The following is a 14,249-nucleotide window of genomic DNA, read 5'->3' on the forward strand; positions in this document are numbered from 1 at the left end:
GTTTAACGTGCCCCTAAATCGTAGGGGGTCTCTTGATAGACGTAGTAATTCAGCCAGTTTTGAAAAAGCAAGTTAGTATGGGAACGCCAGTTATGAATAGGGGTTTTGGTGGGGTCATCCTTGGGAAAATATGCTTTAGGCAAAGCTATAGATAACCCCTTGGCGATGTCCCGGTCGTACTCCTCCTTTAAAGTTAAGGTATCGTACTCTGAGTGCCCTGTTACAAATACTTGCCGTCCATCTTTGGAGACAACAAGGTAAAGACCTGCTTCACTCGATTCTGATAGAATTTCTAATTCAGGGTGTGCTTCAAGGTCTGAGCGCCTAACTTCTGTATGACGAGAGTGGGGAACATAAAATTCATCATCAAAACCACGGAGGAGCTGCATGCCGTTTAGGCCGCTTTTGTTGACATTATGCCTGAAGATCCCGAACATTTTCTCAGCCAGAGGGTACTTAGGAATTCCGTAGTGATGATATAGACCGGCCTGAGCTGCCCAGCAAATGTGAATCGTTGAAGTTACATGAGTAGTTGTCCAGTCGAGAATAGTTTGGAATTCTTCCCAGTAAGTTACCTCCTCAAAGTCTAAGTGCTCCACCGGTGCTCCGGTTATAATCATGCCGTCAAACTTTTGGGCCTTGATCTCACTAAAACTTTTATAGAATGAATCTAGATGCTCTTGGGCGGTATTTTTAGAGACATGGCTTTCGATATGCAAAAGTACAATGTCTACTTGTAAAGGCGAATTGCCCAGTAATCTTAATAGCTGTATTTCAGTAGCCTGTTTAAGAGGCATGAGGTTGAGGATTACAATTTTCAAAGGACGGATATCTTGGTGAAAGGCGCGTTCTTCTCCCATGACGAAGATGTTTTCTTGGTGTAAAATATTAAGTGCCGGCAGATTCTCAGGTATTTTGATAGGCATAAGATAACTCCTTTCAGGCGCGAGGGTTGATGGGGAAGTTCAAAGCTTAATAACTATCCCATCAGCGGTTGGCGCAATTTATATTAGAAAAAGATCAAAACCTTCTAGTAAATAAAAGGATCGTTTCTAAGTTGCGTGCCCCAAGTTGCTGGGACTTTCCTAAGGGCAAAGTGTTAGGGACGCTGACTTGCCAGGAGGGCCTGATCTAAATCATCCAACAGGTCAGCAATTGTCTCGATTCCAATGGACAGTCTGATCATATCCGGTGAGACCCCTGCGCTGCGTTGGGATTCTTCATCAAGCTGTTGATGAGTGGTGCTGGCCGGATGAATGACTAAGGATTTAGCATCCCCGATATTAGCTAAGTGAGAGAAGAGTTGAAGGTTGTTAATGAATTTTTTTCCTTCGTTAAGGCCGCCTTTGAGGCCGAAGGTAAAGATTGATCCCGACCCTCTGGGTAGATATTTTTTAGCAAGTGTATGGTAGGGGCTCTTTTTAAGACCAGGATAGTTCACCCAAGTTACTAATTCATGCTGATCTAAGAATTCTGCTACTTTTTGGGCGTTTTCAACATGACGTTCCATACGCAAGGGAAGCGTTTCTAATCCTTGCAGGAATAGGAAGGCGTTAAAGGGAGAGAGGCAGGCTCCTGTATCTCTAAGCAGGGAGACTCTAGCCTTTGTAATATAAGCGGCATTTCCACAGGCTTCTGTAAAGACAATATCGTGGTAACTGGGATCGGGTTGGCTAAGCCCCGGGAACTTTCCGTTGTTCCAGTTGAATTTTCCGGAGTCGATAATCGCTCCTCCGATTGAAGTACCGTGTCCGCCAATAAATTTTGTTGCTGAATGAACTACAATGTCTGCTCCGTGTTCGATGGGGCGACATAAATAAGGTGAGGCAAAGGTGTTGTCAACAATTAGGGGAATGCCGTTCTCGTGAGCGATATCGGAAATTATCTCTAGATCCGCAATGTTAATAAGCGGATTCCCGATGGTTTCAGTATATAGAGCCTTGGTTTTAGCCGTGATTTTTGAGCGATATTCCTCCGGTTTGTCAACATCTACGAAATGAACCTTGATGCCCAGTTTGGCGAATGTGTAGTTGAACAACGTGAAAGTACCGCCGTAAAGAGAGCTGGAAGCAACTATCTCGTCTCCGGCTTGAACAATATTTAAAAGGGCATAGGTAATTGCAGCTTGGCCGGAAGCAGTAGCGAGAGCGCCGATACCTCCTTCCAGAAGAGCTAGGCGTTGTTCGAAAACATCTTGGGTAGGATTCGTAATTCGAGTGTAAATATTGCCGGATTCTTTGAGAGCAAATAAATTGGCTGCATGATCAGTGTCATTGAAGACAAAGGAAGATGTCTGGTAGATTGGAACAGCCCTCGAATTTGTGGCGGAATCAGGGCTTTGCCCTCCATGTAAGGAAATTGTTTCGATACCCAGTTGTCGTTTTTCAGTCATGCTAACTCCTCCTTAATAAATAGAAACGACCACTTCAAGAGAAGCGGTCGTATATTATTTACACGCTACTCTCATCTCTCAGAACCTAAGGTTCTGCTGGAATTAGCACCTTATAGCTTACGCTATCGGTTGCCGGGCATCATCGGGCCAGTCCCTCCGCCACTCTTGATAAGAGAATTCAATATTTAATTGTCTTACTTGGAATATAGCTTACTATAAAACAAAAAATAATTCGTGTCAACAGAGGGCTGTCTGCCAATTTGTGACAAAAAATTATTGAGAAAGGCAAGCTAGGCACAGACTGAACTGTAGACACGGAAATTCAGCCAAGAGGATCGCTTCCGAGTCTAGAAGGGCTTAGAATAAACGAGCTAGGTTTACTCCTAAAGCAACTCCGGAAAAACCAACGACAATGCTGAGTATGACATACAATCCGGCTGTGATTAAACTTCCCCCTTCAAGTAAGGAAATTACTTCAAAACCAAATGTGGAGAAAGTGGTAAAGGCCCCCAAAAAACCAACACCAATTCCCAAACGCCAGAAAGGACTTACATTAAGTCGTTCAACAAATAATATATGCAAGAAACCCAGGAGAAAGGCTCCCGAGATATTTATAAGAAAGGTGTGCAGGGGAAAGCTGCTATTCCATTTGTTGGAGATCCATACTCCAAGACTATAGCGGGAGAGGGCACCGAGAGCCCCTCCCACAGCAATGACTAAGGCAGTTTGCATTGTTTTCAACCTCTAATTCTGAAAATTTAGGATCAACGAATAAAAATTTAGATCAGTAAAGGGAATCAACTAGAATCTTATATATAATAATATATTGGTTGAGTGTTAACCACAAGGAGTTAAAGCCTGAATAGTTTCAAACGTCAAGGTTAGATGGTCTGTGTAAGTTGGCTGACGTTGTGAAATTTTGAGAAAAGAAGTATTATTATACAAAAACTACAAAATAAAAGTTTTGGCATAAATTAAACAGTTTTAAAAATAAGAGGGTGTAATCGTGATTATTGATCCATTGAGAATTTTCGTTACTATAGTTGAGAACAAACATTCTTCTCTTGCAGCTGAAGAACTTTATTTAACTCACCCGGATGTGAATTCTCAGATTCAAAGTTTAGAAGAGGAATTAGGCTCAAAGCTTATAGATAATACATCGAAGCATTTAACCCTTACGCAGTCCGGTGAAATTTACTATGGATATGCAAAGCAAATATTGCTTTTGCAGGATAAGGCCAAACAGGAAATCAAGCAGTTATCGAATGTGGTTACAGGGGATTTAAGGGTTGGAGCGAGTTATACCATTGGAGAATATATTCTACCCTCTGTAGTGGCAGAATTTGCAGCCAGATATCCAAAAGTAGAGATTGATACCGCTATTGCTAATACGCAAGAGATAATTCATGCAGTACAAGAAAACTATTTAGACATTGCTCTTGTCGAAGGAGAAGTCGATAATTCAGATATTATGATTCGTCCAATCATGGAGGATGAAATTATTTTAGTAGTACCTAATCAACATCCTTTGGCAAGGCTCCCTATAGTTACTTCGGAGCATCTCCAAGACCAAGTATGGATTCTTAGAGAAAGTGGTTCAGGAACTCGTGCGTTCAGTGATAAGCTTATAAAAGAATGGGGAATAGAGGTTAGGAAAACCTATGTTTTTGGAAGTGGTCAAGCAGTTAAACAGGCTGTAACAGCAGGTTTAGGAATCGCCTTAGTCTCCCGTTGTATTGTAAAAAAAGAGTTGAATGCCAAGGAATTGAAGTCAATCAGAATTAAAGGAAAGCGATTAACCCGTTCTTTTTATTTAATCGGGTCTAAAGACCAAGAAACGGCCTCAGAGGCTATAAAGGCTTTTATGGAACACCTATTTGCCCTAGAGGCTACTTCGTGGAAGAAAATCGGAAAGAAAGGTCTGGATATTTAAACCCACAGGGTATTTTTGCTGAGGATATAAGAATAAGTCTGAGAGTGGTAGAGAGGAAGGGTGACAAATATGAAAGATGTTGTTGAATTAGTTTTTCATCCAACACCATCTATCGAACGTCTTTACTTAGAATTGACCAACCGATGTAATTTGTCATGTGAAATGTGTTATCGTCAAAAGTGGCAGGAACCTTTGGGAGACATGTCTAAAGAAATGCTGAATTCAATTGCGCAAGAGGCAACTCAATTCCCGGATCTTAAAGAAGTAATCCTTGGCGGAATTGGAGAACCCACAATTGCCTATAATTTTCGTCAAGCAATAGAACTTTTCTCTTCCCGGTATGAAGTGACTGTAACCACAAATGGAACTACCTTGGACACAGAATTGATTGACTTTCTCGTTTCTCATAAAGTAGCAAGGATTGTTTTGTCGATTGACACAACTGATGTAGATACATTTGATACAATTCGTCATCAAAATATTCAAGGGATTTTAGAGAGCACACGTTATATTGCTGAGCAAAGACCTCAGGGAGGGCCGGAGATAGTATGGGAATTTGTTGTCATGAAGAATACTCTCCCTTTTTTAGTGGAAACAGTTCGACAAGCGGGACAATTGGGAGTAACCAGGATTTTTGTTTCTCATGTTATTCCTATGAGAGAAGAAATGATCTCAGAGACTCTTTATGGTCCTACAAAGTCCACGGAAGTAGATAAGTTTTTTCAAGCAGCTTTAATAGCAGGTTTGACCAGAGGGGTAGAGGTGGTCCTGCCGAAAAGTGAGATAACTACGGAACGGTACTGCAAATTCATAGAAACTCAAAGTGCCGTCGTGCGTTGGGATGGTCATGTATCCTCCTGTTATCGTTTTTTGCACTCCTACCCGGAATATGTTTTTGGGAGATATAAGCAGATTGAAGCTCATAGTTTTGGATCTCTCCAAGAGAAATCCTTGCTTGAAATCTGGACTTCTCTTGAATTCATGAGATATCGCTATAATGTTCATCATAGTGAATATGCTTCATGTCCGGATTGTAAGTGGGTTGAAGGGTGTGATATGGTTCTCCGGTCAGATATGGATTGTCTAGGCCATGCCCCGTCTTGTGGGGATTGTCTTTGGGGACGAGGGATAAGTGTTTGTCCTTAAGTTCATCTGGAAAGTTGGTCTTTAGAACCCGGATCTTGCGGTTGAACGTCAATATCTTTTATGTCCACTGCCTCGTTACTCACCACGACTAATCCAGTGTTGCCGGTAAGTTGTGGATCATAAATCATCGTGTAGGATTTATCAACTTGACGGGCTAATTTTATATACTTATCAATCAATTGAGGGCTCAGAGTGCCATTTATAAGCATTTTTGAGCTCTTTTCGTGTTTCAATGCTTCCTCTATTTCAGTATAAACAAATGTGTCAGCAACTTGTTTTTTGGTTAAGCGTCGAATAATGCGCTCGCGAAATTCACCCAGGTAGTTCAGCTTCTCGTCGCGTTTTAATTCTGGTGCCCCATGTATACCTAGAGATATTCTTTGTAAGGTCAGATCCTGATCGACTGAGGGCAGAGTATCATTATAAGTATCAGATTCCATGGAGACTCCTCCTTTGAGTGTGATACTGATATGATCTGCCTTTATCTTGAGGATATACATTAGGGGTTTATATGATACGACAGGTTGCATTTATAGTCTAAAAGTTGCCTTAAGACGGTTAGTCTCCAGGAGTAAACCGAAGGCCTCTTCTATGGCATTAACAACTAAATCAGCGGATAAAAGAGCCTGCACAGAGGCACCTTCGCCGCCAATGACAGCAATCCCTAATTGGGCTTGCTGAAGCATTAATTGATCATTTGCTCCATTCCCGATGGCCACAACTTCACGAGGCCTAAAGCTTAGAACATAATCCCCCTTTTCTTTAATGTGTTCTGCGCTTTCTAATACTTTAACCTGTACGGGCAACCCTTCACATTGTTGGAGGACGGAACCAAAGGTGTCTGAGGTAATAATATGGATCTCTAGATAAGGTGATAAGCGCTTAAGATTTTCTTGAACAGAATCCAACATTCTACCATCTAAGGCTAAAGTGCCATTATAGTCTAAGACTAGAATTTCCAGATTAATATTTCCACGACCGGGTATATACGTTTGAATCATAAGATCGTCTCCTATCTGAATATCATTAACTTATCCATGGGAAACATGGGTCTTTTGCTTTGATTGTACCACTAATATGATTGTGATAATTGTCTTACTTTGAAAAATAGTAATTGGATCTATCCGTGACAATGCCATATTAAAAAGGTAGAATAAAAGGAAGAGAGAATAAATACTGAGCGGAAAATGGAGGAGAGTATGGAACTGATTTTTATTATTATAGGGATAAATGTAGTCTACGTATCCTTATACACTCTGCGGACGATTTTCGTAATTAAAGGGCAGAAAGGCTTAGCGTCCGCTCTATCCATAGTTGAGGTTTTCGTTTATATGACAGGGCTGGGAATAGTTCTGCAAAACCTTGATAATCACTGGAATCTAGCAGCCTATTGTATCGGTTACGGTCTAGGAGTCTATACTGGAAGTCGGATTGAAGAGTATTTAGCCCTAGGTTATGTTACTGTTCAAGTAACAGTGGATTGCGTTGAAATAGAAATACCTACAAAGCTCAGAGAATACGGCTATGGTGTAACTTCTTGGTTAGCTGATGGCAAGGATGGACAACGTCTCATGATGCAAGTCCTGGCAAAGAGGAGTAATGAACGTAAATTAATTGACATTCTTGATAAACTTTGTCCTAAAGCCTTTGTTGTCTCTTACGAACCTAAAAACTTTAAGGGTGGATTTTGGAAAAAAAGAATGCCTAAGTCTTTTGAATAGTAATTGATAATAGCCAGAATAGATAAAAGGCATCAAACTTAGGGTTCAGTTCTAAAAAAGTGAGAAAAGATTACGGTCATAGAAGTGGAGTTAACAAAGAATTAAGGGCAACTAGGCTTTGTATAAATACCATTTACATGTATTTAGCTCATATTTGAGTTCGTAAACCCTTAATTGTCCACTAACTTCACTTTGGCAGCGAAAAATAATCATGCGATTGCCGGCAAGCTTTTCCTCAGAGCGGGTAACGATTCGGTCAACTTTAACCACTGCCTTGGAGGCGTCAGATGAAGCAATCTTATATCGAATGGGATTAGGGATTCCTTCTAGGTTGAACCAAGCAATCATCTCAATGGGTTGCATTAAAATCCTCAACACATATCACCTTGCCTAATTAGAAATTGATTTTCGCGAATCTGATTCATTGATAAATACTTTAACAGAACAAGCGTTCCGTGTAAAGGGTATGCGCGTTTCCTTGTAATTATTCATAGCCAAAATCAGAGGTTAAGCTTATGGTTTTAAAGAGCAATTATTATTTAGGATTCAAATGAATTAGATGGCATTATATAGTATAATAGGAACTAGGAAGAAAAATTTAATTGTTAGGAGCTGAGTGAATGTTTAAAAAGATATTAGTAGCTACGGATGCCTCGGAATATTCTCGTCGGGCTTTAATAACTGCTTTAGAAATTGCCCAAAAATATGATGCGGAAATTGAGCTTTTGTTCGTCAGTTATATCAGGGAGGCCTATTGGGGCAATAACGTTGCTTACGGAATCCTGATTCCCCAAGAACAAATTGATGAAGCAGGAGAACAAGCCTTAGAAGCAACCCTTCAAGGAATCGATGTAGGAAATATTTCCGTGAAGAAGAAAATAGTACAGGGCTATCCGTCAACAATGATCTTAGAAGAAGCTAAGAAACTGGAGGCAGATTTGGTGGTTATGGGAAGCCATGGCTACGGTCCAATTACAGGTTCTCTGTTAGGAAGTGTAAGTCAGCGCGTCCTTCCACGAGCAGAATGCCCGGTACTTATTGTTAAGTAAAAGATTTTGAAATAGGTAAAATTAATTGAAGCTATATGTAAGTAATATTGACTTCTTAGATACAAAGTGATAATCTGCAAGCAAGGAAAATATAGCCTGTTTTTACAAAACTTAAGATTATCCTAGGAACAGAAGCCCCGTAGTAGACAGATCATTAATGATGGTGGTGGTAAAGATCTGATATAGTAGGAGGGTGAAGTATGTTTAAAAGGATATTGGTGGCCACAGATGCCTCGGAGTACTCACGTCGAGGGTTTAAAACTGCCTTAGAGTTTGCCCAGAAGTTTCAGGCTGAAATTGTCCTTTTGTTTGTAGCTTATACTCCGGAAGCATATTGGGGTTATAATTCAGCGTATTCGATACAAATTACTCTTGAGGAAATTGAAGAAAGAGGGAGGCTGACCATAGAAGCCACTCTTGAAGGAATCAATACTCAGAATATCCCTGTCAAGAAAAAAGTGATCCAAGGGCACCCCTCGACCATAATTTTAGAAGAGATTGTTACTGAGAATATTGATTTAGTGGTTATGGGAAGCCACGGCTATGGACCAATAGCCGGAGCGGTATTAGGAAGCGTAAGCCAGCGTGTTCTTCGAAGAGCAACTTGCCCCGTTCTCATCGTCAAATAAAGTTAGTAAAAACTCTCAATAAAGTAATAGAAGGCCGTTGACTGTCAACGGCCTTTTACATATAATTCGGACTCTCATACCTCAAGCGAAATTGAATAACGAAGTATAAGTTGTCAAGAATAAAGGGGCTAAAAGGGAAGTCCTATGCGACGAATCAGGGCAAAGCCTGCTCGCTTGGCGAGAGGAAAAAAGACTTTGCGTACCAGAGGCAGCCCGACCCGTCGTGCCAGGGGGATTCCCACTCTTTGTGCTAAAGGAGGGCCTAGGTGTTGGGCAAGGGGAAGGCCTACTTTTCGTGCCAAAGGGGGGCCGATTTGCTTCATTAGAGATGGGCCATATTGCTTGATAAGAGCTCCAGCCTGTTCTTGCCAAGGGTTTAGAGACTCTGCTGCTGCTGAAGAGGAGCGAGGGTCTGGTAACGGTGTTTGCTTCTGAATAGCAGACGCGGAGGGTGTTATTGGTGGTGATACAGGCTGACTTACCGGCTTAGGTGCCGGTTGAGAATTAGACGATTGATTTGGGGATGGTTCTGGCCCTTGCTGAGAAGCAGGTCTTGATTCCTGCCTCTGAATGGGGGAGAATCTGTTGTATTGCGTTGGGGAATAACCCCGTTGCCCCATCAAGGATTTCATGGGAAAGCCCCCTTATATTAACGTTTGAATTATTTTGTTCATAATACACGGTATGCATCTAATTGATAAAAGTTACAATAATGTAAATAAAAGGGAATAAAGTGTAAGCAGTACTTTGAGGGACTCTCATACGATTAAAGGAGGAGGATTCGTTCAACACAATTATTGTGTTGAAAGAACCCTCCTCCTCTATGCATGCTGTATAAGTAAGTTTCCTTTCCTTAAGAAGCTTCATCCAGGGGTTTTCCTTTAGTTTCCTCTCCAAGGATTATTACATTGAGGGCCGTTAGAATAAGTACTGTGGCAAACATCAGGAATACAGTTTCTGAAGGTAACTTATAAGTCCCTATCATTAACCCCACCACTATAGGAGCCAAGATCCCGCCGATTCTTCCAAACCCTGCGGCCCAACCGGATCCGGTAGCTCGAGCATGGGTAGGATAAAGCTCCGGAGTATAAGTATAGACAATTCCCCACGCACCCAGGTTAAAGAAGGACATCAGAGATCCCATTATAAGTATAGTTTGAACATCTGTGCTTAATCCAAAGAAATAAGCAGAAATTGCTGTGCCGATGAGATATAGAGCTAGGGTTGGTTTTCGACCAATCTTATCCACTAAATAGGCAGCGCTAAAATAACCAGGAATTTGGGCAAGAGTCATCGTCATTACATATTGGAAGCTTTTGGTTAAGGCGAACCCCTTTAAGGCCAGTATCGAAGGAAGCCAAGTAAAGATTCCGTAATAAGCAAAGACAATGCCAAACCAGAGCAGCCAGAGAAAGACAGTTCTCTTGAGAAATTTTGCTGAAAAAAGTTCGGTTACTGCCATTCTTGGCAGAGTCTTCTGCTGCAAGTGCTGCTTCGTGTTAGAACGCTGAACCCCGGCTTGAGTTTCAATGTCCTTTACAATCTCCTCCGCTTCAGAGAATCTTCCCTTTGAGGCTAAGTAGCGAGGAGACTCAGGGATGGACTTCCAAAGATAGAATACATACAGGGCGGGAAGGGCACCAATGTAAAAGGCGGATTGCCATCCTAACCAGGGAATAATCACATATGAAACAAGAGCAGCTAAGAGCCATCCTATGGCCCAAAAACTTTCTAAGAGAACGAGGAATTTACCACGATGTTTAGCAGGAGAAAATTCACTTACTAGGGTTACAGCTACAGGAAGTTGCCCCCCTAAACCGAAGCCAACTAAAAAACGAAAGAATAATAGAGATTCATAATTCCAAGACAGACCACACAATCCTGTAGCCAAACTATAGATAATAAGGGTTGAGGCAAACACTTTCTTTCGGCCAATGACATCAGCGATAGTTCCCGAAAGTATGGCCCCGATTGCCATACCTACAAGTCCAATGCTCCCGATTGTACCGACTTGTTCTGGGCTGAGGCTCCAAGCCTTCATTAACACTGGGAGTACAAAGGAAATAATTCCGGTGTCCATAGAGTCAAACATCCAACCTAGGCCAGCTGAGATTAACAGAAGATAATGAAATTTAAATACAGGTAATGTTTCTAAGCGTTCGGTTAGGGTCATATCCTTCGTCCTTTCTAGCATGCTAATAAGATCTAAAGTTTAAATAGTTATGTTATTAGATAGTATAGTACATATTCTCCACTCCATTATGCAAATACCTCCAAAAGTTATGGTATTTGGATAAAAATTTATGAAATAAAGTAATTTGAAAAGGTTCCTAAATTCGCAAGTTGAATTTAGGAACCTTTTTTAAAAACGTTTTATTCAGCGAGAGCGATTGCTTCGATTTCTACAATGGCATCTTTAGGTAATTTTGCAACTTGTACAGCAGATCTGGCAGGTGGATTACTCGGGAAATAGGTGGCATAAACTGCATTCATTGCTGCAAAATCGTTCATGTCTCTTAAGAAAACCACTGTCTTGACGATTTTGTCCATTGAAGAACCGGAGGATTCTAAGATTGCCTTAACATTATCTAAGGATTGCTTGGTAGCTCCTTCAATATCAGTAACTAATTCTCCACTCTGAGTGTTAATAGGCAATTGCCCTGAGGTAAAGATTAGGTTACCTACTTTGACTCCTTGTGAATATGGACCAATAGCCGCAGGGGCATTTTGAGTATTAAGGGTTTGTTTATTCATGGTAAGATCTACCTCCTTGAATTTTGTCATGCAAATATCTCAGAAAGAGAACTCTGTCTGAATTAATTCTTCTATGCTATGACTTATTAAGTATAGCCCAGTTTAGGGGAATAACCAAGCAAGAAATTAGGATTTTAGGTTGGTTGAAAATAGTTTTCCCTTATCAGGAGTTTTTATCCGGTTTTAAAACTTCAGCGGTTTTGGGTTTTAGTATCGTTTTGTTTCTGGGGGACAGGGATAGTTTGCTAACGGAACTGTTCCCCAGGATTAAGCTATAATTGTTTGCTAAATTGAGAAACCTATTTAGCAAACAACTACTCCTCGTTAAGAGTTGATTCTTAATTGACAAAGGAGAAAGCCGTTGTCAAACTGTTGTTAAATGATTCCATCAAGGGAGTGTTGAATATGAGCTTAGTTTATACAATTTTTGTTCCCCATCCTCCTCTTCTGGTTCCTGAAGTTGGTAAAGGAGAGGAAAGAAAATGTCAAGCAAGCTTAGATTCCTATCGAGAGATTTCAAATCGAATAGCTCAAGCGGGGGTTGAAACGGTAATCTTAGTTTCACCCCACGCGCCTCTTGTCAAGGATGGCATGACTCTTGTCGTTGATGACAATATTCAAGGAAGTTTTGCGCAATTTGGAGCCCCTCAGGTCAGCTTGTCTTTTGCAACTGACCCTCTGGTTAGAGAACAATTTCAAAACCTTTCAGGAGTTATTCCGATCCAGGGTTCCATTGATCATGGTGCTTTTGTACCTCTTTATTTCTTGCAAAAGGCAGGGTGGAAGGGCCAGGTGGTTCTGTTAGGGATGCCCTTGAAGCAACCTGAGGATTACGGGCTGCGGATCGGTCAGATTCTTGAGGAATTGCCAGGACGCTATGCCCTTATAGCAAGTGGGGATCTCTCTCATCGTTTGAGAGAGGACGGGCCCTATGGCTTTGCTTCTGCCGGGCCGGAGTTCGACCAATTTATAGTTAAGACCCTCCAGAGAGATACGAGAAAAATCGCTGATCTGCCGGCTGACCTTGTTGAACAAGCCGCTGAATGCGGTTACCGAAGCCTGCTCTTGGCCTTGGCCGCTAAAGAGGGAGCACCTGAAGTCCTTTCCTATGAAGGGCCTTTTGGCGTAGGGTATCTCGTTGCTGATCTCTATCATTCTTCACCTTTGCCACAGTGGGCGCGACGTTGTCTGGGCACTTATTTAGAGAAAGGTGACCAGGGGGTATTAGATTTGCCTGCGCCGTTAACATCGGAGTTCTCTGTGCGCAGAGGATGTTTTGTCACCCTGAAACAAGGGGGGAATTTACGAGGATGTATTGGGACAACTGAACCATGGCAGGAAAATTTAGCATTGGAAATCCAGCATAATGCAATCGCCGCCGGGACACAGGATCCGCGTTTTCGCCCAGTTCGGGCGGAGGAATTGGATTCCCTAAGCTTTACGGTAGATGTACTTGGAGAACTTGAGAAGATCGACGGGCCTGAAGAGTTGGATCCCTGGAGATATGGAGTTGTTGTTCGACAACGAGGAAAAAGCGGACTTTTGCTCCCCCATTTGGAAGGGGTAGATACGGTGGCCGAGCAAATTAGTATTGCTCAGCAAAAGGCGGGCATCTACGAAGGCTCCGTAGAACTTTGGAGATTTGAGGTTAAAAGGCATTATGAGTAATCACAGCTATAAAGCCAGCTGTCTGCTCTGTCCTCAGCATTGTCAATTAAGTCATGGACAATCAGGCAGATGCCATGCTCGAGAAAACCGAGAAGGGGAAGTTGTATCTCGAACCTATGGTGAAGTAGCGTCCTGGAATATGGACCCCATTGAAAAGAAGCCTCTTTATCATTTTTATCCTGGATCATGGATTTTTTCTGTCGGAGGTTTTGGTTGTAATCTAAGCTGTTCCTTTTGCCAAAATCATGAGATTTCTCAGCAACATCAAGTTGGAAAAAAGGTTTCTCCCTCAAAGCTGGCAGAGCTCTCTATGCAGGAGCGGGAATCAATAGGGCTTTGTTTTACATATTCAGAGCCCAGCGTGTGGTTTGAGATGATTAGAGATACTGCTCCCTTGGTTCGTGCTCGAGGGGGGAAGGTGGTTTTGGTAAGCAATGGAACTATTGCGCCGCACTTTCTTGAGGAAGTGATTCCTTGGCTGGATGCAGTTAATATTGATATAAAAGCCTTTACAGAAAGTTTTTATCAGCATTATTGTGGCAGCAAGTTAGCCTGGGTATTAGATAATGTAGAGCGATTAGTGGGGAGAGTTCATTTGGAAATCACAACTCTGCTTATTCAAGGGGCAAATGATAATCCCCAAGAGCTAAAAGAATTAGCAAAATGGCTGCGCCAACTTAATATCCCACTGGCCTGGCATCTAAGTGCCTATCATCCGGCTTATAAGCTTGCTGTTCCGCCCACGGACAGAAAATCTTTAGAAAGAGCCTGGGATATTGGCAAAGAGTATCTGCCTTATGTCTATTTGGGGAATGTAGGAGGGGGAGGCACGACCTATTGTCCACAGTGCGGGAAAGCTGTTATTGAGCGTCAACCCCACCTTATTAACTACTTGGATCAAGGATGTTGCCCAAAATGTGGGAAGGGTATTTTTGGAGTTGGGATGACGATGTAATG

General features: G+C 41.9%; 16 protein-coding genes and 1 riboswitch. Of the genes, 7 read left to right on the plus strand and 9 right to left on the minus strand.

The window, feature by feature from the left end; translation table 11 throughout:
• Positions 1-2: 2 nt before the first annotated feature.
• The 3 genes from metA to crcB all read right to left on the minus strand — a co-directional run bounded on the left by metA (position 3) and on the right by crcB (position 3,124).
• Positions 3-926: a homoserine O-acetyltransferase MetA gene (metA, locus tag DESMER_RS02185; RefSeq protein ID WP_014901428.1), complete on the minus strand. Its 924-nt coding sequence runs from the start codon at positions 924-926 to the stop codon at positions 3-5.
• A 173-nt stretch (positions 927-1,099) separates the two neighbouring features.
• Entirely contained in the window at positions 1,100-2,392 is a 1,293-nt protein-coding gene (locus DESMER_RS02190) for a homocysteine synthase (protein WP_014901429.1), read from the minus strand.
• Positions 2,393-2,460: 68 nt separating this feature from the next.
• A riboswitch (SAM riboswitch) is annotated at positions 2,461-2,567 on the minus strand.
• A 182-nt stretch (positions 2,568-2,749) separates the two neighbouring features.
• Entirely contained in the window at positions 2,750-3,124 is a 375-nt protein-coding gene (crcB, locus tag DESMER_RS02195) for a fluoride efflux transporter CrcB (RefSeq protein ID WP_014901430.1), read from the minus strand.
• A gap of 274 nt (positions 3,125-3,398) precedes the next feature.
• Here crcB and DESMER_RS02200 point away from each other — a divergent pair, with 274 nt between their 5' ends.
• A complete protein-coding gene (locus DESMER_RS02200; protein WP_014901431.1) occupies positions 3,399-4,325 on the plus strand; it encodes a LysR family transcriptional regulator in 927 nt (308 codons plus the stop codon).
• A 69-nt stretch (positions 4,326-4,394) separates the two neighbouring features.
• Positions 4,395-5,471: a radical SAM/SPASM domain-containing protein gene (locus DESMER_RS02205; protein WP_014901432.1), complete on the plus strand. Its 1,077-nt coding sequence runs from the start codon at positions 4,395-4,397 to the stop codon at positions 5,469-5,471.
• Between the two features lie 2 nt (positions 5,472-5,473).
• Here the strand turns inward: DESMER_RS02205 and DESMER_RS02210 are convergent, their stop codons facing one another.
• Complete coding sequence (locus tag DESMER_RS02210; protein ID WP_014901433.1) at positions 5,474-5,911, minus strand: YueI family protein; 438 nt, start codon at positions 5,909-5,911, stop codon at positions 5,474-5,476.
• Between the two features lie 90 nt (positions 5,912-6,001).
• Positions 6,002-6,472, minus strand: a complete 471-nt coding sequence (locus tag DESMER_RS02215) for an HAD family hydrolase (RefSeq protein ID WP_014901434.1) — start codon at positions 6,470-6,472, stop codon at positions 6,002-6,004.
• 186 nt (positions 6,473-6,658) lie between these two features.
• Here DESMER_RS02215 and DESMER_RS02220 point away from each other — a divergent pair, with 186 nt between their 5' ends.
• Complete coding sequence (locus tag DESMER_RS02220; protein ID WP_042333291.1) at positions 6,659-7,192, plus strand: DUF2179 domain-containing protein; 534 nt, start codon at positions 6,659-6,661, stop codon at positions 7,190-7,192.
• Positions 7,193-7,303: 111 nt separating this feature from the next.
• Here the strand turns inward: DESMER_RS02220 and DESMER_RS02225 are convergent, their stop codons facing one another.
• On the minus strand, positions 7,304-7,555 hold the full coding sequence (locus DESMER_RS02225) for a hypothetical protein (protein ID WP_014901436.1): 252 nt from the start codon (positions 7,553-7,555) through the stop codon (positions 7,304-7,306).
• Positions 7,556-7,812: 257 nt separating this feature from the next.
• Here DESMER_RS02225 and DESMER_RS02230 point away from each other — a divergent pair, with 257 nt between their 5' ends.
• A complete protein-coding gene (locus DESMER_RS02230) occupies positions 7,813-8,241 on the plus strand; it encodes a universal stress protein (protein ID WP_014901437.1) in 429 nt (142 codons plus the stop codon).
• A gap of 200 nt (positions 8,242-8,441) precedes the next feature.
• Positions 8,442-8,870: a universal stress protein gene (locus DESMER_RS02235; protein WP_014901438.1), complete on the plus strand. Its 429-nt coding sequence runs from the start codon at positions 8,442-8,444 to the stop codon at positions 8,868-8,870.
• A 128-nt stretch (positions 8,871-8,998) separates the two neighbouring features.
• On the opposite strand, the gene DESMER_RS02240 is transcribed toward DESMER_RS02235, so the two are convergent.
• From DESMER_RS02240 to DESMER_RS02250, 3 genes are all read right to left on the minus strand, one after another.
• The gene (locus DESMER_RS02240; protein ID WP_014901439.1) at positions 8,999-9,502 is read right to left on the minus strand and encodes a hypothetical protein; all 504 of its coding nucleotides are present in this window, start codon (positions 9,500-9,502) and stop codon (positions 8,999-9,001) included.
• Positions 9,503-9,723: 221 nt separating this feature from the next.
• Positions 9,724-11,043: an MFS transporter gene (locus tag DESMER_RS02245; protein WP_014901441.1), complete on the minus strand. Its 1,320-nt coding sequence runs from the start codon at positions 11,041-11,043 to the stop codon at positions 9,724-9,726.
• Positions 11,044-11,243: 200 nt separating this feature from the next.
• Entirely contained in the window at positions 11,244-11,624 is a 381-nt protein-coding gene (locus DESMER_RS02250) for a RidA family protein (protein WP_014901442.1), read from the minus strand.
• Positions 11,625-12,029: 405 nt separating this feature from the next.
• Between DESMER_RS02250 and amrA the strand changes: the two genes are divergently transcribed.
• Together amrA and amrS are read left to right on the plus strand one after the other, a co-directional pair.
• Positions 12,030-13,292: an AmmeMemoRadiSam system protein A gene (gene amrA / locus DESMER_RS02255; RefSeq protein WP_014901443.1), complete on the plus strand. Its 1,263-nt coding sequence runs from the start codon at positions 12,030-12,032 to the stop codon at positions 13,290-13,292.
• Entirely contained in the window at positions 13,285-14,247 is a 963-nt protein-coding gene (gene amrS, locus DESMER_RS02260; RefSeq protein ID WP_014901444.1) for an AmmeMemoRadiSam system radical SAM enzyme, read from the plus strand. Before amrA ends, amrS begins: the two co-directional genes overlap by 8 nt.
• Positions 14,248-14,249 lie beyond the last annotated feature (2 nt).

The organism is Desulfosporosinus meridiei DSM 13257, assembly GCF_000231385.2.
GTDB classification, from domain to species: domain Bacteria; phylum Bacillota; class Desulfitobacteriia; order Desulfitobacteriales; family Desulfitobacteriaceae; genus Desulfosporosinus; species Desulfosporosinus meridiei.